The sequence below is a fragment of the Haliscomenobacter sp. genome, assembly GCF_040403615.1.
Classification (GTDB): Bacteria; Bacteroidota; Bacteroidia; order Chitinophagales; family Saprospiraceae; genus Haliscomenobacter.
On the sequence record NZ_JBBAKG010000097.1, the window covers coordinates 1 to 22,043 of the forward strand.

Sequence of the window (22,043 nt, forward strand, 5' to 3'; positions counted from 1 at the left end):
CGTTTACTTATCTAATCCTCTGGCAAAATGAGCACTTATTTTTTTATCGCCCCTTGGGATGATATAAGTCAGTAGTTGTAATCGATTGTTCCCACCGGATTGATGGAATGGTCAATGACCATGTCCATAACTTCATCCTCGCTGTAGCCAGAATTGCCATATTCAGGGCTGAAATTAGAAGCCTCATTCGCATTACCACTTTCATTGGCAATGGCTGCGAGGATAAGCAACAGCAAAGCAGCCGCCTGTTCATCGGTAATTTCGCCATTTTGTTGTTTTTCAGCCAGTTTTTGCTTGATGGCAGCAATCTGAGCATCTTCTGGATTCGCTTGAGCTTCGGTCGCATTGCTTTGCTCGTAAGATGAAGAAGAATCACAACTATTGAAGAAACAAGCAGCGAAAATTGCGGCTAAAATCATTGCTTTTTTCATGACACGTACATTTTGGTTTGGATGAATTGGGTGCGTTTGATGATACAAAGTAAAACCATCCTGTCGTGCCAGAAATCACCTCCAGAAGGGGTTTTGAAAATATCCCCTTTTTTGAGGAGAAGGAAGTTCTGCACTATTGAGAATTTTAGTTTAAAAATCGCATTCAACCTTTCCCAACCTTTTACGGTTTTTATTGTACTTCCCATCATTTACAATCCTCCATCATGAAATACAAACTACTTGGCCGCAGCGGCCTCCGCGTATCCGAACTAAGCCTGGGTACTATGGGCTTTGGCAAAGAATGGAACTGGGGCGCAGATTACGACACTTCCAAACAGATCTTTGATGCCTATGCCAACGCAGGCGGCAATTTTCTGGATACAGCCAATCGGTACACCGAAGGCACTTCCGAAAAATGGCTCGGAGAATTCATTGAATCCAACCGCGATCATTTCGTTGTAGCTACCAAATATTCCTTGCGCGATGGTACTGGCGATCCCAATTTTGCAGGCAACCACCGCAAAAACATGATGCGCTCCGTAGAAGGTAGCCTCAAGCGCCTTGGTACCGATTTTATCGACTTGCTGTGGGTACACGCTTGGGACGGACTCACCCCTGTAGATGAGGTAATGCGCGGCCTAGATGACTTGGTAGCTCAGGGCAAAGTGCACTATATCGGCATTTCGGATACCCCTGCCTGGATCGTTTCGCAAGCCAATACACTGGCTGAATTGCGGGGGTGGACGCGTTTTGTGGCCCTCCAGGTAGAATACAGTTTGCTGCAACGCACGCCAGAGCGCGACCTTCTGCCGATGGCCGCAGCTTTTGGCCTGGCCGTAACGCCCTGGGCTCCTCTAGCTGGCGGGGCTTTGACAGGGAAATACCTTCGTGGAGAAAAAGGTCGCTTGCCCGAGGCCAGCGCCCGCCGTGCGGAATACGCCAATCGTCTGGCGCAGGAAGTGGTAGATATTGCCGATCAACTGGGTGTTTCGCCTGCCCAGGTCGCCATCCGCTGGACGATGGAACAGGGCAAAATGATCATCCCAATCGTGGGAGCTACCAAGCCTGCGCAATTGGAAGATTGTCTAGGAGCAGTAAACGTAGAAATTCCTGAGGAAGCACTCCTGCGCTTGAATGATTTGAGCAAAATTGAATTGGGGTTCCCTCACGATTTTCTTCGTCAACCCGGGGTGATTGATGTGTTGTATGGCGGTGCAGAGACGTATGAAAACATTGAGAAGTAAGACTAGGCAGAGTCTTGGTAATTGAAGTAATCTATTTCGAAGACTCTGCCCGCAAGCGCTCCCCCTTGATCGCCTTGGCCATCAAATCTGGAAAAGCATCGGGCGTACAGGCAAAAGTCGGAATGTCCATTTGGGTAAACTGGCCGGCGATGTAGTGATCGTACATGGGGGCGCCCTTGTCATTGAGGGCGAGTAGCGCAATCAAATTTACCCCTGAAGCTTTGATCTCCAGCGCCTGGCGCAACAAGTCTTCACTGGGGCCTCCCTCCATCAAATCCGAAATCAGCACCATGATCGTATTGCGGGGTTGTCGGATGTGCTGACGGCCATAGCGCAGCGCTTTGCTGATGTGCGTACCTCCGCCAAGCTGGGTGGCAAAAAGCAAATCCACCGCATCGTGCAATTGCTCAGTAAGGTCTACAACACTGGTATCGAATACAATAAAACGAGTAGCAATGCTGGGCATCGAAGCCATGATCGAACCAATAATCCCTGCATACACCACTGAAGTGGCCATCGAGCCACTTTGGTCTACCAAGAGGATCAAGTCTTTCATTTTGGGTTGGCGACGGCCATAACCCCAGAGTTTCTCGGGAATGATGGAGCGATATTCCACCTGATAATGCTTGAGATTGGCGCGGATGGTGCGGTGCCAGTCGATGGCATTGGGCTTGGGACGACGGGAGCGGGCTACTTTGCTCAGGCTGCCCTGAATGGCGTTTTGCAATGGCTGGCGCAGTTTTTTTTCCAATTCTTTGACTACTTTACGGATCACCTCCCTCGCGGTTTCACGCGTTTGGGCGGGCAATACTTTCTTCAAACTCAGCAAGGTGCTCACCAAATGAACGTCTGCTTGCAGGGTTTCCAGCAGTTCGGGTTGGAGCAACATTTGGTGCAAGCGCAGGCGCTCAAGGGCATCTTTTTGCATCAATTGCACCACAGGTGCAGGGAAATACTTGCGAATATCGCCAAGCCAACGCGTCACATTGGGCGAAGAACTACCTAGACCTCGCTCGCGCTCGCTGTCGTACAAGGCGTCCAATACTTTGTCCATACCTTGTTCTTCCTCCCCCATGCCGATGGATTCCTGGGGGTCGGCGGCCTGACCCAATACCAATCGCCAGCGCTTGAGTTGTTCGGTTTTGTCCATAAAGTTTAAAATACAAATACAATTATCAAAAATGGAAAAAAATGCTGAATTTAGGCGGTGATTATCTGTAGACTTGTTGTAACGGGAGACTGCTTGGCTCAAAAATGGTCTTTTTTTCCTGTTTTTCGTTTATTTTTTCGTCCGTAGCGCTGCTATGCACTCTAAAATAAGCCTCAATCAGGAAAAAAATCCCTTATTTTTGATCTCAAGCGCTCCCGTTACAACAAGTCTAGTTTTATTTGGGCAAAGAATACAGGAATTAGATTTTGCCCCAAAACTACATCAGTGTGAAGCAAGAGGAGCCTTTAAATAAGTTGTCAACGGATCAGCAAAAAGTACTGAAATCCATTTCCCCCTATCGCATCATTTTGCCCATTGCGTTGGGACTGGCGGGGGTAGTCTATATGTTTTGGCGCAATTTTGACCCAGCAGAATTTCAGCGCATCCAGTGGACTAGCCACGTTTATTTCTGGATCGGCATGGGTATTCTTACTGTTCTCATTCGGGATACCGCATATGCCTACCGCCTTCGGGCGCTGACCAACCAGGAACTTTCCTGGTGGAAATGCTTCGAAATTGTGGTCATCTGGGAGTTTAGCTCGGCGGTATCGCCTTCAGCACTGGGGGGCTCAGCGGTGGCATTTTTTATTCTTTCGCAAGAAAAACTGTCGGTAGCCCGTACCGTAACCATTGTCACTTATACGATTGTGCTAGATGCCTTGTTCATGTTGTGTACGCTGCCATTTTTATTCGCCACGTTTGGATATGTTGTATTACGCCCCGATGCGGGGACATTTGCAGACGTGGCCGAATGGGGATATCTCGCAATGGGTTTATACTTGTTTATGATTGTTTACACCAGCATTTTTGCCTATGGCGTATTTATTGGGCCTCAAAAAATGAAACGCCTGTTGGGCTGGCTGACCAACAATCGCCTGCTTGGCCGCTTTCACGAAGGGGCCTTGAAATTGGGCGAAGACCTAGTCATTTCTGCCCGGGGCTTGCGGGAGCAAGGTTGGAGGGTACACTTGAAGGCCATAGTGGGTACGCTACTGGCCTGGGTATTTCGTTTTTTACTGATCAGTTGCCTGGTGATTGCCTTTAATCCGAATATGCCCCTCAATCTGCATTTTCAGGCAGAGTTGTATGCGCGCCTGCAAACCATGTTTTTTGTGATCATGTTTAGCCCTACCCCGGGTGGGGCAGGGTTTATTGAAGTGGCATTCAATGGTTTTTTGACCGATTATGTACTCAGCAATACCCACGCCACGGTGATCTCTGCCATCTGGAGGCTAATGTCTTACTACTTGTACCTCACCGCAGGGGCAATCGTAGTGCCGAATTGGATTCGGGAGGTGTTTAGGTCGAAAAGTGGCAGTTAACTCAATTTGTGAACAAAATATCACTACTACGAAGTTAAGCAGATAGATATAACTTGAGTTCGTTAGGCTTCCTTTCTGTAAAGGATGCCTTTTATAGTAAAAATTAGTCCGATCGTAAATGGAAAAAAAACGATAAAACGCGTTAAAAACCAACCGAAAACGCCACTACTTCCGAACAAGAAATCCATAAAAAAAATGAACATCAAGGTACCAGCCATTAGCATTATTACCCCAAATGCAATGAGCCCGCTTGCCACACTATAAATAGATTTACGAACTTGTTCGTAAGCGTCTTCACAAATTTGTTGAAGGTATTTTTCATCGACCCCCAGATGCTTTAGGTATTCTTTTACCTGATAATCGTTGAAATCTAGCTGAGCATACAAATCCACAGCTTGATCGATCAATTCTGCTAGTTTTTCTTCATCCAGGTCTGCGGTATATTTTTCGCGCAAGTTGTTTTCATCTACGTCAAGTTTTGCCAATTGTCTACGAGTATCTTCTAGCAATTCAGTTAGGGTTTCTTTGGGCAATTGTCCATTTGTGTTGATTAGCCCGCTTATCTCTTGGTCACTTTTTCCTCGTTTCATCAAGGAAGTAATCAGGAGAACCAATGCTTCTAATTTTTCTTCCATGAGAATGTTCAACTCAATCTTTGTGCTATACCTCGTACAAAGGTAATTCCACCTACAACCATCAAGCCTGTGAAGATCGTAACTGAATTTCCATTCGCTGAGACAAAAGTCAACAATACCCCCAATAAAAATAGGCCTGCACCTAGAATCATCGCACTGGAGCCACCTTTTTTCTCTGAAGTTTCAAAAGAATCCAAGGCGCGGGTTTGAATCAAGTCTGCCCATTCTTCCGGTACTCCTCGGGCTTTTAGACCTTCTCTTACTTCGTAATCGTTTTTGTCATCATTGTAAAGGGCGATGGCATAGTGCAACCACTCTTTGGCTTTCGTTTCGTCGATTTGGTGTTCCATGGTATAAATCAAGTTTTTAAATAATTGATGTGCGCAAATTTATTACTAGAATTCAAAAACGACTAAAATCTAATGTAATTTTTATGTTAATACGTGCAGGAGACTTCGTCTGACGCAAAATAAGGAAGTAATTTTTCTGCGTTACTTAAAGTTCCCGAATCATGGTATAAATTCCAGAGTACTCAGCTTTCATGTTGGGCAAATCCAAAATGCGCTTGTACAGGATGGAAAATCCGTTTTTTGCATAAAAATCCAGATTGTAGGCATTGCTGTCCATTACCCTGAGCCATTGGTAATCGGCATTGGCCTGCACGGCTTGTTGAAGTGCAAAATCCATCAAAATTTTGCCGATGCCTCGACCTTTTGCAGCTTCGGATAGGTAAATTTTATCCAGGCAAACCGCATTGAAAAAATCCGTATCCGGGATTGGCGCATCTAAAATCAATTTCAGGTATCCGCCAATACTTCCATCTTCCAGTCGCGCAAAGTAGTACCGATGCAAGGGATTGTACAAATGCTGCTCCAGTACATCCAGGCTATTGATGCTGCCCAAATAGGACTTGCCCTCATCGTGCCAGAAGTGTTTAAAATAAGGCAGATAAGTTGCTTCTACCACTTGCTGCAAGGTCGTTATCTCGGATGCAGAAACCATTTCTATCGTTACCATAATGTGATTTTATCGTACTTTTGACGCCGTTCCTAAGTCTGACGCAAAAAATTACTAACCAAATCAATATGCAAGACGCCGCTGTAGACCAAATGGTTTTCAACCGCGAGGGGTTGTCCGATGAATTGTTGCTCAACCTGTACAATCAACTCCTCTATCCCCGACTGATCGAAGATAAGATGCTCAAATTGCTTCGCCAAGGAAAAATCAGCAAATGGTTTTCGGGCATTGGCCAGGAGGCCATTGCGGTAGGTTCTACCATGGCCTTACTCCCCGACGAAATGATCTTCCCGATGCACCGCAACCTGGGGGTGTTCACTGCCCGTGAGGTTCCGTTCAATCGCTTGTTTGCACAGTGGCAAGGCAAATACTCTGGCTTTAGCAAGGGGCGGGAGCGTTCTTTTCACTTTGGCACCTTGGAGCACCACATCGTAGGGATGATTTCTCACCTGGGACCGCAACTCTCCTTGGCTACCGGAGTGGGTTTGGCGCACAAACTTTCAGGCGAAGGCAGGGTAAGTTTGGCCTATACTGGCGATGGTGCCACTAGCGAAGGCGAATTCCACGAGGCACTCAACGTAGCCGCTGTCTGGCAATTGCCGGTGATTTTTTTGATCGAAAACAATGGGTACGGCCTTTCCACACCGCCTACCGAACAATATCGCTGCGCTCAATTGGCCGACCGGGGCATTGGCTACGGCATGAAAGCGCTCACCATCGATGGCAACAACGTACTGGAAGTGTATCGCACGGTAAGTAAGCTGGCGGAATCCATGCGCGAACACCCCGAGCCCATTCTTCTTGAATGCATGACCTTTCGCATGCGCGGCCACGAAGAAGCCTCGGGCACCAAATATGTACCCAAAGCACTCATGGATCAATGGGCGCTGCGCGATCCGCTGGCCAACTACGAACGATTCTTGATGGAAGAAGGCATTTTGACCGAAAACATCAAAAAAGAACGCAGCGCGCATTGGAAAAAGCACATCGAATCAGGACTGCAAGAAGCTTTTGAAGAAAGCGATCCGCACAATCCCATAGAGGAAGAACTGGCCGATGTGTATGCCCCGTTCGAATACCAGCCTAGCCCAGCTACCAATGGACTGAAAACCGAAAAACGCTTTATCGACGCCATTTCGGATGGTTTGCGGCAAGCCATGGAAAAGCACGACAACCTGGTTTTGATGGGTCAGGACATCGCAGATTACGGCGGCGTATTCAAGATCACCGATGGATTCGTGAGGCAGTTTGGCAAAGAGCGGGTGCGCAATACGCCTCTTTGCGAAAGTGCCATCATCGGTGCAGCTTTGGGTTTGAGTCTGAAAGGCTACAAAGCCATGGTGGAAATGCAGTTTGCCGATTTTGTGACTTGTGGTTTCAACCAAATCATCAACAATCTGGCCAAGCTTCATTATCGTTGGGGAGCCAATGCGGATGTGGTAATACGCATGCCCTGCGGTGGCGGCACTGGAGCCGGGCCTTTTCACTCCCAAAGCAACGAGGCCTGGTTTTTTCATACGCCGGGTTTGAAAGTGGTGTATCCTTCCAATCCTTACGACGCCAAAGGTTTATTGCTGGCCTCATTTGAAGACCCCAATCCGGTGATGTATTTCGAACACAAGGCGCTCTACCGAAGCATCAGTGCCGAAATTCCCGATGAATACTATACCGTAGAAATAGGCAAAGCCCAGGTGGTACGCGAGGGCAAAGACCTCAGTGTAATCACCTACGGCATGGGCGTAGCCTGGGCTCAAAAAACCATTGCTGAATTGGGCATTGACGCCGAGATCATCGATTTGCGTACTCTGCTGCCACTGGATTATGATACCATCGAGACCAGTGTACGCAAAACCGGGAAAGTGATCATTCTTCACGAAGATACCCTCCTGGGTGGCATTGGTGGCGAGATCGCGGCACATCTGTCGGAGCATCTCTTTGAATACCTGGACGCGCCCGTGATGCGGGAAGCCGCACTGGATACCCCGATTCCCTTTGCGATTTCATTGGAGCAACAGTTTTTACCTGTGGGTAGGTTTGCGGAAAAGGTGCAGAAGTTGCTGCGGTATTAGCCGATTGTTATGCGCAATGGTTCCGCAGCAACCTCTGCAAAATACTTTTTATCTCAATTTATCGGAAAGCCTACTGGGCAGCTACCAGCTTGATCAAGTCCTGATCGTGGTGATAGCGGATTTGGCACAAGTTGTCAAAAAACATGGTAGTACCTTTGGCTTCACTGTATTTTTCCCAGGCAGGAAGCCCAGCATGAGCCGGATTGCCGGTGCGTGCAAAATTGATCCAGGATTGGCTCATTTTTGCGGCCAGGGCATAGGCTTCTTTGGTTGCTCCCGTCATTTCCGCACAACGCGCGATGTTGTTGAACACAAAAGGCAATTCCATACAGTGCATGGCTTTGTATTTGCCGTCCATCACGGGTGACTGCCATGTGAACAAATACATGTACACGGGAGCACCGCCAACCAGAGCCGATTTGGTATTCGCTTGATTCACAGAGCCTGGGCGGAATACCATGTCTACATCCATCAAATCAGAGGGTTTTTTATCGGTAGGATAAGCCTTTTTTACCGCAGCAACAAAGGACGTGGTTTTGTCACCCTGCTGTTTTTTGAGGTAATCCATCACCTGCTCCTGGCTGCCAGCGCTCAATCCGGCACGTCCAGAGGCCATAAATTCGTTTTTCACTGTACCGATCAAGAGTGGAACGTTTTTGGACAAGTCCAGCGCTTCAGGTGCCATGGGTTGATAAGGCAACAAATCACCATCGATACTGGGGCTCCAACTGAGGCCAAAACCTCCAACTGGTTTGCCCTCAGCCCGCATGCGTTCAGCAATAGTCCGCAATGCTTTCGTTCCAGCAGCACTCAATTGTTCAAAAGGGATTTTTTGGAGGCTATCTACCTGATTTGGTTCCAATTTGAGCACCTTGAGGACTTCGGCGGTAATGGCCTGGCTTTCCGTTTTTCCCATCATATTTGAACGGAAAGCTCCACTTTGGTTGATGGCTTTGTGGAACAAACCCTTAGCCGATGGCATCGCCATAAGTGTATTCACCTTGGCACCACCACCGGATTGACCAAAGATGGTTACGTTGTTGGGATCGCCGCCAAAGTTGGCAATGTTGGCCTTGACCCATTCCAGCGCTACCCGCATGTCGAGGATGCTCAGGTTGGCAGAGTGTTTGTACTTGTCGCTATAAGCCGACAAATCCAAATACCCCAAAATGTTGAGGCGGTGGTTGATGGACACGACCACCACGTCGCCTTTTTTAGCCAAACTTTCACCATCATACGAAGGCAATTCCTGAGAAGAACCTGCGGTGAAACCACCTCCGTGGATCCAAAACATCACCGGACGTTTTTTGCCGTCGCTGATGCTGGGGGTCCAAACGTTGATGCGCATGCAGTCTTCTCCGGCAAAACCCCAACTGTGGTTAAACACAAACTCCGATTCGTCACCCGCTGCGGTTACGTTGGTGGGGGTCATTAGTGGCGCAACTGGCCCATAAGTCATGGAACTGCGCACTCCTGTCCAAGGTTTGGGTTTTTGTGGGGACTCAAATCGCTTGGCCTCGGCGTAAGGAATACCCTTGTAGGTAAAAATGCTGTTGTTGATGTAGCCCCGTACTTTACCGGCATCGGTGTTGGCAACTGCTACGTTTTCGCCTGTGATCTGCTGTGAATAAGCAGCAATGGCAGCTCCCAGCAAAAGGAAGCACAATCCTAGTTTTTTCATTGCGAATGGATGAAGGTTAAAAAATGTTTAGGAATTGAGTAGTTGTAAAATGGGCGAAAATTCTATTGTATCAATTCGTGACAATAATAAATCTATTTTCGAAAAAAACCTATTACTTTTGAGAAAAAGGTTTGAGCGTACATTATGCAGAAGATTTCTCCGTCAACCGTTGTCGATCATTTACCACATCTTGCTTACGATTCGGTAATTTTTGGATTTTCTGGAACACAGCTGAAAATCCTGATCATGGAGTACCACAACACCAGTGTTTTTGCACTACCAGGAGGTTTTGTGCAAAAGAATGAACACTTGAATGATGCAGTGAGGCGTGGGCTGAAAGAGCGGACCGGGCTGGACAATATTCACCTGGAGCAGTTTTACACCTTTGGCGATGCCGACCGGAACAATGCAGAACCGATGCGCACCATTTTGCTCAACAACGGGCTTGCTCCAGAAAAATACGCTTGGATGTTGGAGCGCTTCATTTCGGTGGCCTATTATGCCCTGATCAATTATAAGGATGTAGTGCCTCAGCCGGACGCCTTATCCGACTCTTGCCGCTGGTACCCCGTCAATGCCCTGCCTCCGCTGATGATGGATCACACACGGATTGTAGAAAAAGCCTTACAGACCTTACGCGACAACCTGGATCGAAAATTGGCGAGGGGAAATATGTTGCCACCTAAGTTTACGATGAAAGAACTACAGCAAGCTTACGAAGCGATTCTGGACACAAAATTGCTGCGCACCACTTTTCAGCGCCGGATGTTGAGTTTGAATTTGTTGGAGCGGCATGAAAAGCAGTTTTTGGGCGGCGCGCATAAGGCGCCATATTTGTACAGTTTTAAAGTTGAAAAGTAGTTGAAAACTCAGGATTCGGAGTACTTTTTAGAACAATCCGTAGAAGAGCCACTGAAATAGATGTCGCAAATCCGCCATATTTTGACCCTTTCCCCCAAAAAACCTCCTCAAAAACCTGAAATTGATCCCAAACCTGCCTAGTTTTGTTCCGCCGTGGGCTGTTTTGCCAGGTATCACCGACCATTGTACATCCGATGAAAGTCACCGAGTACTTCGAAAAAGCGCAGGGACAAACCCTGATTTCTTTTGAAATTCTTCCGCCACTCAAAGGGGGGAGCATGCAAGACATCTTTAAAGGACTGGATCCACTTATGGAGTTCAAACCGCCGTTTATTGATGTTACTTACCACCGCGAAGAATTCATTTACAAGCAAAATCCAGCCGGATTTTACGAAAAAGTGGCCATTCGCAAACGCCCAGGCACTGTGGGCATTTGTGCCGCCATTATGAACCGTTATGGGGTAGATGCTGTACCTCATTTGCTTTGTGGCGGCTTCACCCGCGAGCAAACCGAGGACGCCCTGATCGACCTCAACTTCCTCAATGTGCAAAACGTACTGGCTTTGCGCGGCGATGCTCGCCAGTTTGAATCCAAGTTTGAACCCGAACCCGGTGGCCACGAATACGCCCTGGATTTGGTCAAGCAGATTGAAGAAATGAACAAGGGCAAGTACCTTGACCTGAACATTGAGAATGGGCAAAAGACCAACTTTTGCATTGGCATCGCTGGATATCCCGAAAAGCATTTTGAGGCTCCCAATATGGAATTGGATCTGGCCTGGATCAAAGAAAAAGTAGACGCTGGAGCCGATTACATCGTTACTCAACTGTTTTTCGACAACCAGCATTATTTCAATTATGTAGCCAATTGCCGAGCTGCCGGGATCAACATTCCAATCGTACCGGGTTTGAAACCCATTACCAAGCAGTACCAATTGACCTCCATTCCACGCCACTTTTTTATTGATCTGCCGGAGCCTTTGGTAAAAGAGTTCTCCAAAGCTGAAACCCCCGAAGCCCGCCGACAAGTAGGCATCGAATGGTGTTCGGCGCAATCCAAAGAGCTGAAAGCAGCAGGTGTTCCCTGTTTGCACTACTATACCATGGGGGATGGACCTACCTTCCGCAAAATTGTGGAAAGCGTATATTGATCGTCATCGAGGGGTCATCGCAGAAAGGAAAAAGCGGTGACCCCTCTTATTTTGTAAGGGAAAAGCCAACAAACATCAAGTTTCTCGGTAGGTCTTCTCCTTCACGTCTTGAAAAAAAATAAACCAAAATACATGAAGCCATTTTTTTCCCTCCTTTGCTTCGTCATGATGACCAATTGGGGCTATAGTCAATTGCAGTCACCGGATCAATTTTTGCCACATCAGTGGGGCGCCCAATTTACGCCACACGAAATGAAACTGGACTACTACCGCCACGTGGCCGCCAACAGCAAAAACGTGCTCATTCAACCCTATGGATACACCAACGAGCAGCGTCCCTTGCAACTGATGTTTGTATCCAGCGAAGCCAATCTGGCCAAACTCGAAGCCATTCGGCAAAATAACCTTCGCCGGGCAGGTGCGCTAGAAGGCAGCACCGACGCAACCTTCGACAACCTGAGCATCGTCTGGATCAGCTACTCGGTGCACGGCAATGAGGCCGCTGGCGCAGAAAGCTGCCTAAGGGTATTGTACGAATTGGTGAATCCTCAAAATGCCAAGAGCAAGGAATTGCTCCAAAATACCCTGATCATTCTTGATCCCTGCATCAACCCCGATGGCAACTCGCGCTATACCCACTGGTACCGCAGCGTGGTAGGCAACACTCCGAACCCCAGCATCAATGCCCGCGAGCATCAAGAGCCCTGGCCGGGTGGTCGGGTCAACCACTATTACTTCGACCTCAATCGCGACTGGGCCTGGCAAACCCAGATCGAAACGCGCCAACGCCTGGCCAAATACAACGAATGGTTGCCACAGGTGCACGTAGATGTACACGAGCAAGGCTACAACAATCCCTACTATTTTGCGCCAGCAGCACAGCCTTACCATCGCTATCTGACCCAATGGCAGCGCGATTTTCAGGTACAGATTGGCAAAAACAACGCCAAATACTTCGATCAGGAAGGTTGGTTGTATTTCACCAAAGAAGTATTTGACCTGCTGTACCCCAGCTATGGCGATACCTACCCGATGTACAACGGGGCCATCGGCATGACCTATGAGCAAGGCGGCATCGGTGCCGGCCAGGCGGTGACCATGCGCAATGGCGATACACTTACCCTCAAAGATCGGGTGATGCACCACTACACGACTTCAATGGCAACCATTGAAATTGCTTCAAAAAATGTAACGCAACTGAATAAAAACTTTACTGAATTTTTTCAACGCGCCCGCACCAATCCTCCGGGGCAATACAAAAGTTTTGTGGTCAAAGCCACTAATGCCCGCGAACGCATCAAGTCTTTCTGCGAAGTATTGGACCGCAACCGCATCCAATACGGCAGCGCGGGCAAAACCAGCAGCTTGAATGCCTACGACTACCAAACGGGCAAAACCATCACCTTGAAAGTTGAGCCCAACGACCTGATTGTGAGTGCATACCAAACCCGTGGCACCATGGCGCAAATCCTGTTGGAACCAAGTGCCGAATTGGTCGACTCCATGACCTACGACATCACTTCCTGGGCTTTGCCTTACGCGCACGGACTCGAAACCTATGCCAGTGCGCAACGCCTGGATCTCGGGGGGAGCTTCAGTTTGAGCCCCAATGTGGTTCCTAATGTGGTCAAGTCTTATGCCTATCTGGCGCCGTGGCGCAGCAGTGCCAACGTGAAGTTTGTGGCTGCCCTGCTCAAAAAAGGCGTAAAAGTACGGTATGCCCAAGCGCCATTCAGCGTTGAAGGCAAGAGCTATGCCCGCGGCACCCTGGTGATCACGGAAGCAGACAACCGTAAAATGTCACCAGCTTACCGCCAGATTGTAGAAGCCACAGCCCGCCAGCTCGATCAGGAACTGAGCACCGTAAGTACCGGGTTTGCCGAGGGAGGCAGCGATTTTGGATCCAGCAGCTACAGCTTTATCCAGCGCCCTGAAGTAGCGATTTTGAGTGGAGACCAAACTTTTAGCAATGATTTTGGACAGGTTTGGTTTTACTTTGACCAGGAACTCCAATACCCACATACTATTCTGGATGCCAGTCGCCTCGACCGTACCGATTTGAGCGAATACAATACCATCATCATGCCCGAAGGCCGTTACCGCCTGACCGATGCTTTGCTTGAAAAGCTGAATTCCTGGGTAAGTGCAGGTGGCCGCCTGATTGCGATTGGCAGTGCGCTATCAAGTTTGCAAGACAAGAAGGGCTTTGGGCTCACTCGTTTTGCAACTGAGGACGAGAAGAAAAAAGCCGAGCGTGCTGCCGATGAGGCTACCCTGGCCGAGCGTTTTCTGGATTATGCCAACGATGATCGCCGCGCTCAGAGCAGCAGCATTCCAGGCGCTATTTTTAAAGTGAAAATCGACAATACTCACCCCTTGGGCTTTGGATTGTCAGACAGCTATTTTTCCCTCAAAACGGGTGAATTGGCCTATCAACCGCTCAAAGGAGTGTACAATGTAGGTACGATTGGTAGCCAGTTGATGGTATCTGGTTTTGCTGGCGCAAAAGCCAAGGAGAAGCAAAAAAATACCGTTGTGTTTGCCCTGGAGCAAAAAGGCGCAGGCGCGGTGGTGTACCTGGTTGACAATCCCTTGTATCGGTCTTTCTGGGAAAACGGAAAACTGGTGATGGGGAATGCCATATTCATGCGTTAAATCGGGACATTCCGTTTGAATGCACTGCCGAAGTCTACCAGGGACTCGGTCTTGATCACACCTTTGATGTGGTCGATTTTTTCGTAGAGTAATTTGCGCATGTGTTCGCTACTGGTGGCCACAATGCGAATGTAAAGGGCATAACTGCCCGTGATGTAATAACACTCGGTTACCTCTGGAATGCGTTTGAGTTCTGCAATGATTTGCTGCGAGTCTGAATCGTCGCGCAGCACCAGACCAGTAAACGCGCTCCATTCGTAACCGAGTTTTTTTTCATCCAGAATGATGCTGACCTGTTTGAGTACACCCAGGTCTTTGAGGCGCGCCACCCTCTGGTGCACCATCGTATTGGAAATGCCCAACTCCTGGGCAATCTGGGCATATGCCTTGCGACCATCCAGCTCCAGCGCCTTGAGAATCTGACGGTCGTGTTCATCGAGGTATGGCAATTTATTCATCTAAAAGCGTTGATAATCAAATGATAAAATAGGTAGATGTCAAACTGTTTCAAATAAAGCAAAAAAGATTTATTGAAAAGTCAATTTAACGCAAAAAAGTCAGAATAAGTAAAATTTACCGTGGTTGGTCTTTATAAAAAGTCAAAGTTTTATTTTTATCCCATTAATAAAGATTCTTTCAAGCTATAATTTCTACGGCCATGACCACAATGACCCAAGCAGTAACCCGCAGCCAAAAATTGATCGAAAAAGAAGAGCAGTACGGTGCGCACAATTACCATCCCCTCGAAGCGGTGATAGAGCGGGGTCAGGGGGTACATGTCTGGGACGTAGAAGGCAAGCGGTACTTCGATTTTCTTTCGGCCTATTCAGCGGTCAATCAGGGGCATTGCCACCCCCGCATCATCAAAGCCCTGACCGAGCAGGCCCAAAAGTTGACCCTTATTTCGCGGGCTTTTTACAATACTGCCCTTGGGCCTTACGAAGAATACATTACCCAGTTATTTGGGTACGACAAAGTATTGCCCATGAACACGGGCGTGGAGGCGGTAGAAACTGCCCTGAAGCTGTGCCGCAAATGGGCTTACCAGGTAAAAGGTGTCCCTGAAAACCGCGCCAAAATCCTGTTTGCTACCGGCAACTTTCACGGGCGCACCCTCTCAGTGATTTCGGGTTCAACAGACCCTTCCAGCCGCAATGATTTTGGGCCTTACATGCCCGGATGGGAAATGGTGGAGTACAACAACCTGGCCTCACTGCAAGCCGCCCTCGAAGATCCCCACGTAGCGGGATTGCTCATCGAACCCATTCAGGGCGAGGCCGGGGTAGTGGTACCCGATCCGGGTTACCTGGCCGAAGCGTTTCGGTTGTGCCGCGAAAAGCAGGTGCTGTTTATTGGTGACGAAATCCAGACGGGGATTGCCCGTACGGGCAAAATGTTGGCGCTGGATCATTATGGCATTCAGCCGGATATCCTCATTCTGGGCAAAGCACTTTCCGGCGGCGTACTGCCCGTATCGGCAGTATTGGCCAATGACGAGATCATGCTGTGCATCCGTCCGGGCGAGCATGGCTCTACTTTTGGGGGCAACCCCTTGGCTTGTGCCGTTGCCCGCGAGGCCCTGCAAGTGGTAATCGATGAAAAACTCGCCGACAATGCCCAGAAGCTCGGCGAACTTTTCCGCGCTGAACTCAACAAAATCCGCCACGAAAATGACCTCATCACCCTGGTGCGTGGTCAGGGCTTGCTCAATGCCATTGTGATCAATACCGACGAGCATTCTGGCCTGGCCTGGAACATCTGCCTCCGTTTCCGTGACCACGGCCTATTGGCCAAACCGACCCATGGCAACAAAATCCGCCTGGCTCCTCCCCTCGTCATGACCGAAAATCAAATCTGGGAATGCGTGGACATCATTCGAAAAACTTTGTTGGAGTTTTGATGCCTCCAAAAAAAAGCCTTCCATAAATAAAAAAGCGCCTACCCGGTTTCCCAAGTAGGCGCTTTTTTTTATTCACAACGGAATTATCTCGCGAATGCTACGGCACGTTTCTCCCGAATGACGGTTACCTTGATTTGACCAGGGTACTGCATTTCGTCTTGAATCTTCTGAGAGATCATGAACGCCAAATCGTCGGCGTACTGATCGGTTACTTTTTCGCTTTCTACGATCACGCGCAGCTCGCGGCCAGCTTGCATCGCAAAAGCTTTGGTAACCCCTTCGTGCGCCATGGCCAGTTCTTCCAACTCACCAATGCGCTTGAGGTAACTTTCCAGGATTTCGCGGCGGGCACCGGGGCGCGCGCCAGAAATGGCGTCGCAAGCCTGTACGATGGGGGAGATGATGTTGTTCATCTCGATTTCATCGTGGTGTGCACCTACGGCGTTGACTACCGCCGGGTTTTCCTTGTATTTTTCGCACAACTGCATCCCCAGGATGGCGTGGCTCAATTCTGATTCCTCTTCCGCAACTTTGCCAATGTCGTGGAGCAAACCAGCGCGTTTGGCCAGTTTGATCTGCTTGGGGTTGAGGCCCAATTCAGCCGCCATGATGGCGCACAAGTTGGCAGTTTCGATGGAGTGCTTGATCAGGTTTTGGCCATAAGAAGAGCGGAAACGCATCCGCCCAACCATTTTGACCAGGTACGGATCGAGGCCGTGCAAGTCGAGGTCGATGACGGTTTTTTCGCCAATTTCTACGATCTGCTCGTCCAGTTGTTTGCGGGTTTTGGCCACTACTTCCTCGATGCGGGCAGGGTGGATACGGCCATCGGCTACCAGTTTTTTCAAAGCCAGACGCGCTACTTCGCGACGGATTGGGTCAAAACTCGAAATAACGATTGCTTCAGGGGTATCGTCTACCACGATTTCGGCACCGGTAGCCGCTTCCAAAGCACGGATATTGCGACCTTCGCGACCGATGATCTGGCCTTTCATGTCGTCTGATTCCAGGTGGAATACCGAAACGGTGTTTTCGATGGTGTATTCTGCGCACATGCGTTGGATGGTCTGGATCACGATTTTCTTCGCTTCCTTACCCGCGTCCATTTTGGCTTGTTCGATGGATTCTTTTACGATTGACATCGCATCGGTTTCGGCTTTGGCGCGTACTGCATCCAGCAATTGTTCTTTCGCTTCCTGCTCAGAGAGTCGGGAGATGATTTCCAGTTCTTTGATGCGGATTTCGTTGGCCTGATCCAGTTCTTCCCGTTTTTTGGCAACGATTTTCAGTTGCTTTTCGAGGTTTTCACGGATGGCCATTGTTTCGGCATCTTTGAGGTCAAAATCTGCTCTTTGCTGTTCTAGAACGCGGTGGCGTTCATCGATTTTTTCTTCTTTGGATTTGAATTCGGATTCGAGCGATTTGATTTCCATCTCGCGCTCTTTCATTTCAACCATTTGCTGAGATTTCCGGCTTTCAAACTCCGATTTCAATTTGGCAAAGTGGTCTTTGGCCTCTTGAATCTTGTTTTGTTTGATGCGTTCGTTCTTGCTTTCCGCCTGGTTGACGATTTTCTCCGCTTTGGTCTCTGCTTCGTCCACAATACGTTTGGCCGATAACCGAGCTTCTTTTATCTGCAGGTCAGCTTGAGAATTGAGTTCCTCTAGTTTCTGTTGCTTCGATCTGTTCAGGAAAAATTGAACCAAAAAATATCCCAATATTGCTCCAACTGCCAATCCGATTAATGCTCCTATTCCAATTTCTGCCATAAAGTCGTTTTTTTCGTTTGAAAAATATAGGCACGGCACTTCAAGGATGGGGATAGGCCCCATTTAGCCTTAAAACACCAAACCTTAGAACATTAAGACCCATAGCGCATATTTAAAAATACGCCAAAGTCTTAAGACTTGATTTAGATGTCTTGATCCAAGAGTGCTACCAAATTGGAAAGTTTGGCCGAAAGATGAGTGTCCTGAGCGGCGGCAAGTTGGGTTTTGTGCAGATCAACAGCGTAGGTCAAAAGCGCCATAGACAAGCAATCTTGCTTGTCTTTTTGCGTGTATGTCAGTTGAAAACGATTGATCTTTTCGTTGACTTCTTTGACTATTTTGCGAAGAGAAGCCTCGTCTTCTACCCTGATTTTCAATGGGTATGGACGCCCGGCAACTACAACCGTGATGTTCTTCGTTTCCTCCTGCCCCTCCATGCTATAGTCAATTATTTGCCAACAACTCAATGCGCTTATCGATCTCCTTAACGTACTGATCGATTTGCTCTTTAAACTTTTCCGATTGCTCGGACTCTTCCCGGCGCTGCTTTACCAAAGCATTGGAAGCGCGCTCCACCTGAACTTGTAACGCACGAATAGCGGTATCCCGCTGGGCAATCACTTCTTTAAGCTTGAGATTTTCATCTTGCAAGCTTGCGTTATCACTCCGCAACAGCTTGACCAGGTCAAACAAACGGCGGATTTTGGATTCAATGCGTTCAAATTGTTCAGATGCGTTCATCTTGGGATTCTATCAAAATACAAATTAACACGTCAACGTAAATACTGGATTCGTTAGTATGACGCAAAAAATTACTTCCCGATTTTTTTTGAGGCTTTTGAATAGGACGCTCACTTGAAATGAACCGTTCGACTTCCTATTCAAAACCCAAAATCGGGAACTTAATTTTTCTGCGTTGCTTAGTATTAACGCCTGATCAGCGCTCCGAGTTTAGTCTCGTACTCGCCAATCAATTGATTCATCACTTTGTCGACCTCTTTGTCTTCCAAGGTCTTTTCTGCATCCTCAAACAAATAACTTACGGCGTAGGATCTTTTTCCTGCACCAAGCTGCTGTTCGTTCTCGTATACGTCAAATAAAGTGATGTCTTTGATCAACTTTTTGCCCACTTTGCGGGCAATTGCTGCAATATCGTTAAATTTAACAGAATTTTCAATAATCAGTGCCAAATCTCTACTGGTAGATGGGAATTTGCTTACTTCCTGATAGGTCACGTTCTGCTTTCGCAAAATTTTAAGTAAGGTATCCCATTCAAATACAGCGGTATAGACCTCGTTGCGCACGCCCAATTCCTTGGCAATTCCGCCACTTACGCGTCCAAAAGTAACCAAAGTTTGAGGCCCACGGTGGTATTGAACGCCGTAAGCAAAGCGCTCGTCGCTTTCCAACACAGTTTCCTGGTAACCCTCATAACCCAAACGCGCCAGTACGTTTTGCACATAGCCTTTGAGTGTAAAATAAGGTGTTTTGTTGCTTTCCCCTTCAAAAGGCGATTTCATCAGCCAGGATTTTCCGTAGCGATCGCCAGTCAAATAAAGACTGAGTTGGGCTTTTTCATTGATTTTGCCCTCTTTCATGCGGTACACCTTGCCAAACTCAAACAAGCGCAAGCGCATTTGCTGGCGGTTTTGGTTGTGCACGATGGCTTCCAGTCCGCTGATGAGCATGTCTGGGCGCATGATGTCGAGTTGTACGTTGGAGGTGTTGTTGATGTACACCAGCTCTTCGTCGGAAATGCTCTTGAAGGCCTGGCTGTAGTACCGCGATTGAGACAGCGATACGGCCATGATCTCATTGAAGCCCGCTGCCGCCAAAAAGTCGCCAATGGCATTGCGCACCACGGAGGGATCTGGTTGGGGTGCCAGGCCAGCGGAGATGCTGAACTTGTCAGAGATCTCTACCCGGTTGAAGCCATAAATGCGCAGAATTTCCTCTGCGATATCCGCCGGGCGGGTTACTTCCACTTTGTTGGTGGGTACTGCAACCGTGAAGGCCAGCTCGTCGGTTTCTACGATGCTCATGCCCTGAGCCGTCAGGATGCCTTGTACTTCTGCGGGGCTAAGTTGCACGCCCAAAAGCATATTTACGTAGGCATAAGTCACTTTGATCTGCTTGGGCGCTACGGGAGTTGGGTAGATGTCGATGATCTCGGAAGCGATCTCTCCGCCTGCCAATTCCTGAATCAACAAAGCGGCGCGCTTGAGGGCAAAAACGGTGACATTGGGGTCGCTGCCTTTTTCAAACACCTTGGCCGCATCGGTGCGCAGGTTGTGGCGCATGCTGCTGCGGCGGATGTAGGTCGGGCTAAAATGAGCGGCTTCGAGGAAGATATTGGCGGTACTGTCTTTGACGCCCGATTTGAAGCCACCAAATACCCCGCCGATACACATGCCGTTGGAATCGCCATCACAGATCATGAGGTCTTCGGCGTTGAGGCTGCGCTCTACTTCGTCCAGCGATAGAAACTTGGAGCCCGCAGGCAACGTCTTGACGATAACCTTGCGGCCAGTGATCTCGTCCAGGTCAAAGGCGTGCAAGGGTTGTCCCAATTCGTGCAACACGAAATTGGTGACGTCCACCAGATTGTTGATGGAACGCACGTCTACTGCTTGCAGGCGGCGCTTCAACCAATCGGGTGATTCTCCAACTTTGATGCCTTTGATGACTACGCCACTGTAACGTGGACAAGCTTCGGTATTTTCAACGCTTACTTCGATGGGCAAGCTGTGGTTGTCTACTTTAAAATTGCTGACCTCGGGTACACACACTTCGCCATCGTGGCCGTAGTTGATCTTGAGTGCAGCGGCCAAATCGCGTGCTACCCCCAGGTGGTTGGTGGCATCCGAGCGGTTGGGCGTCAGGCCGATTTCGATAAGGTGGTCTTCCTCCAGGTTGAAGTAATCTTTGGCGGATTGGCCTACTGGGGTATCGGATGGCAAAACCATGATTCCGGCGTGGTCGTGGCCAAGGCCCAATTCGTCTTCGGCACAGATCATGCCTTCGGAGTCTTCGCCACGGATTTTGCCTTTTTTCAAGGTGATGGGGTCGCCTTCGCTGGGATACAAGGTAGTGCCTACGGTAGCCACCAGTACTTTTTGGCCAGCGGCCACATTGGGGGCGCCACAAACGATATTGAGCAAGCTGCCCGTACCAATGTCTACCTTCGTCACCGAGAGTTTGTCGGCATTGGGGTGTTTTTCACGTTCTACCACGTGCCCAACTACCACGCCTGCCAAACCACCTTTGATGCTTTCGGTACGTTCGATGCTTTCTACTTCCAAACCTATGTCAGTCAATATTTCGCCGACTTTTTCGGGGCTGAGGCCGTCCAGATTCAGGTATTGCTTCAACCAATTGAGAGAAACCTTCATGTTTCGCTTGTGTATTTGGGCGCAAAGATAGGGTGATTGTTTGGGATTTTGGTGATTCGGACTGGGGGAATGTTCAAATCGTGGCTTTGAGCTGAGTGGGAGGAGGAAAAGGGGGAGGTTTTTTGATTGGGGATATGCTTCTCCGGTGTTACAAAGCTCTTACAAAAGCGGTAATGCAAAATTTTACCTTTGTGATGGAAAAGACTGGTGCAAGGGGCCAATCGCGCAAACAAGACCTTCAAACCAAAAAGTAATTATTTTGTTTTTGCTTGGCAAAATTAGCCACATAGCATATCTTGCTGATCATTATATCACATATTTATTTGATCCCCATGCACCGTGTAAAAAAACTGATTCTTCTCGCTTTTTTGCTTATTATCATCAGACCAGGTTGTACCCAAACACTGGAGCAACTAGAAGATAAAATCGCCAATACCTGGCGAGATAGTTTAGCCAAGCACATACCCAAGTATTATTCAACAGAAGAATACTTTACAGTTGAAAAAGACTGGGATCGAAAAATAATCAACCTTGAAAACAAAGACGTTGTTCAGTACCTTACTTTAAAAGGAGAATTAAAGGCATATGGAGACCTACTAAACGGAAAAGTTTTTGTACCCATAGCTCGCAAGGCACTTACAGGCAGTGAATTTCACATGTCGCTTTACGGCAAAAGTTCAAAGAATAGCGATATCAAACCTGCCCT

Annotated in this window: 19 protein-coding genes; 8 read left to right on the forward strand and 11 right to left on the reverse strand. The window is 48.4% G+C overall.

Annotated features, from left to right (window positions below; genetic code table 11):
* Positions 1 to 68: 68 nt before the first annotated feature.
* Positions 69 to 431, reverse strand: coding sequence for a hypothetical protein (locus ABW391_RS23090; RefSeq protein WP_353484260.1), 363 nt, complete (start codon positions 429 to 431; stop codon positions 69 to 71).
* A gap of 224 nt (positions 432 to 655) precedes the next feature.
* On the opposite strand from ABW391_RS23090, the gene ABW391_RS23095 reads away from it, so the two are divergent.
* A complete protein-coding gene (locus ABW391_RS23095; protein WP_353484261.1) occupies positions 656 to 1,675 on the forward strand; it encodes an aldo/keto reductase in 1,020 nt (339 codons plus the stop codon).
* 31 nt (positions 1,676 to 1,706) lie between these two features.
* Here ABW391_RS23095 and ABW391_RS23100 read toward each other — a convergent pair whose 3' ends face one another.
* The gene (locus ABW391_RS23100; protein ID WP_353484262.1) at positions 1,707 to 2,825 is read right to left on the reverse strand and encodes a VWA domain-containing protein; all 1,119 of its coding nucleotides are present in this window, start codon (positions 2,823 to 2,825) and stop codon (positions 1,707 to 1,709) included.
* 287 nt (positions 2,826 to 3,112) lie between these two features.
* On the opposite strand from ABW391_RS23100, the gene ABW391_RS23105 reads away from it, so the two are divergent.
* On the forward strand, positions 3,113 to 4,207 hold the full coding sequence (locus ABW391_RS23105; RefSeq protein ID WP_353484263.1) for a lysylphosphatidylglycerol synthase transmembrane domain-containing protein: 1,095 nt from the start codon (positions 3,113 to 3,115) through the stop codon (positions 4,205 to 4,207).
* Between the two features lie 62 nt (positions 4,208 to 4,269).
* Here ABW391_RS23105 and ABW391_RS23110 read toward each other — a convergent pair whose 3' ends face one another.
* The 3 genes from ABW391_RS23110 to ABW391_RS23120 all read right to left on the reverse strand — a co-directional run bounded on the left by ABW391_RS23110 (position 4,270) and on the right by ABW391_RS23120 (position 5,859).
* Entirely contained in the window at positions 4,270 to 4,842 is a 573-nt protein-coding gene (locus ABW391_RS23110) for a hypothetical protein (RefSeq protein WP_353484264.1), read from the reverse strand.
* 8 nt (positions 4,843 to 4,850) lie between these two features.
* Positions 4,851 to 5,192: a hypothetical protein gene (locus ABW391_RS23115; RefSeq protein WP_353484265.1), complete on the reverse strand. Its 342-nt coding sequence runs from the start codon at positions 5,190 to 5,192 to the stop codon at positions 4,851 to 4,853.
* 145 nt (positions 5,193 to 5,337) lie between these two features.
* The gene (locus ABW391_RS23120; RefSeq protein ID WP_353484266.1) at positions 5,338 to 5,859 is read right to left on the reverse strand and encodes a GNAT family N-acetyltransferase; all 522 of its coding nucleotides are present in this window, start codon (positions 5,857 to 5,859) and stop codon (positions 5,338 to 5,340) included.
* Positions 5,860 to 5,927: 68 nt separating this feature from the next.
* Here ABW391_RS23120 and ABW391_RS23125 point away from each other — a divergent pair, with 68 nt between their 5' ends.
* Positions 5,928 to 7,928: an alpha-ketoacid dehydrogenase subunit alpha/beta gene (locus tag ABW391_RS23125; protein ID WP_353484267.1), complete on the forward strand. Its 2,001-nt coding sequence runs from the start codon at positions 5,928 to 5,930 to the stop codon at positions 7,926 to 7,928.
* A gap of 70 nt (positions 7,929 to 7,998) precedes the next feature.
* On the opposite strand, the gene ABW391_RS23130 is transcribed toward ABW391_RS23125, so the two are convergent.
* Entirely contained in the window at positions 7,999 to 9,609 is a 1,611-nt protein-coding gene (locus tag ABW391_RS23130) for a carboxylesterase/lipase family protein (RefSeq protein ID WP_353484268.1), read from the reverse strand.
* A gap of 144 nt (positions 9,610 to 9,753) precedes the next feature.
* On the opposite strand from ABW391_RS23130, the gene ABW391_RS23135 reads away from it, so the two are divergent.
* The 3 genes from ABW391_RS23135 to ABW391_RS23145 all read left to right on the forward strand — a co-directional run bounded on the left by ABW391_RS23135 (position 9,754) and on the right by ABW391_RS23145 (position 14,276).
* A complete protein-coding gene (locus ABW391_RS23135; RefSeq protein WP_353484269.1) occupies positions 9,754 to 10,470 on the forward strand; it encodes an NUDIX hydrolase in 717 nt (238 codons plus the stop codon).
* A 194-nt stretch (positions 10,471 to 10,664) separates the two neighbouring features.
* On the forward strand, positions 10,665 to 11,621 hold the full coding sequence (metF, locus tag ABW391_RS23140; protein WP_353484270.1) for a methylenetetrahydrofolate reductase [NAD(P)H]: 957 nt from the start codon (positions 10,665 to 10,667) through the stop codon (positions 11,619 to 11,621).
* 132 nt (positions 11,622 to 11,753) lie between these two features.
* Positions 11,754 to 14,276, forward strand: coding sequence for a M14 family metallopeptidase (locus ABW391_RS23145; protein WP_353484271.1), 2,523 nt, complete (start codon positions 11,754 to 11,756; stop codon positions 14,274 to 14,276).
* On the opposite strand, the gene ABW391_RS23150 is transcribed toward ABW391_RS23145, so the two are convergent.
* Entirely contained in the window at positions 14,273 to 14,734 is a 462-nt protein-coding gene (locus tag ABW391_RS23150) for an Lrp/AsnC family transcriptional regulator (RefSeq protein ID WP_502916347.1), read from the reverse strand. The two genes, ABW391_RS23145 and ABW391_RS23150, sit on opposite strands and share 4 nt — an antisense overlap.
* 200 nt (positions 14,735 to 14,934) lie before the next feature.
* Here ABW391_RS23150 and rocD point away from each other — a divergent pair, with 200 nt between their 5' ends.
* Positions 14,935 to 16,176 carry an ornithine--oxo-acid transaminase gene (rocD, locus tag ABW391_RS23155; RefSeq protein ID WP_353484272.1) on the forward strand — a complete coding sequence of 414 codons (1,242 nt, stop codon included), beginning with the start codon at positions 14,935 to 14,937 and terminating at the stop codon, positions 16,174 to 16,176.
* A gap of 83 nt (positions 16,177 to 16,259) precedes the next feature.
* Here the strand turns inward: rocD and rny are convergent, their stop codons facing one another.
* The 4 genes from rny to pheT form a co-directional block, all read right to left on the reverse strand.
* Positions 16,260 to 17,945: a ribonuclease Y gene (rny, locus tag ABW391_RS23160; protein ID WP_353484273.1), complete on the reverse strand. Its 1,686-nt coding sequence runs from the start codon at positions 17,943 to 17,945 to the stop codon at positions 16,260 to 16,262.
* A gap of 143 nt (positions 17,946 to 18,088) precedes the next feature.
* On the reverse strand, positions 18,089 to 18,382 hold the full coding sequence (locus ABW391_RS23165) for a cell division protein ZapA (RefSeq protein ID WP_353484274.1): 294 nt from the start codon (positions 18,380 to 18,382) through the stop codon (positions 18,089 to 18,091).
* 7 nt (positions 18,383 to 18,389) lie between these two features.
* The gene (locus ABW391_RS23170; RefSeq protein ID WP_353484275.1) at positions 18,390 to 18,686 is read right to left on the reverse strand and encodes a hypothetical protein; all 297 of its coding nucleotides are present in this window, start codon (positions 18,684 to 18,686) and stop codon (positions 18,390 to 18,392) included.
* A gap of 185 nt (positions 18,687 to 18,871) precedes the next feature.
* On the reverse strand, positions 18,872 to 21,337 hold the full coding sequence (gene pheT / locus ABW391_RS23175) for a phenylalanine--tRNA ligase subunit beta (RefSeq protein ID WP_353484276.1): 2,466 nt from the start codon (positions 21,335 to 21,337) through the stop codon (positions 18,872 to 18,874).
* Between the two features lie 332 nt (positions 21,338 to 21,669).
* Here pheT and ABW391_RS23180 point away from each other — a divergent pair.
* The coding region (locus ABW391_RS23180; protein ID WP_353484277.1) for a hypothetical protein at positions 21,670 to 22,043 on the forward strand (374 nt) is incomplete at its 3' end.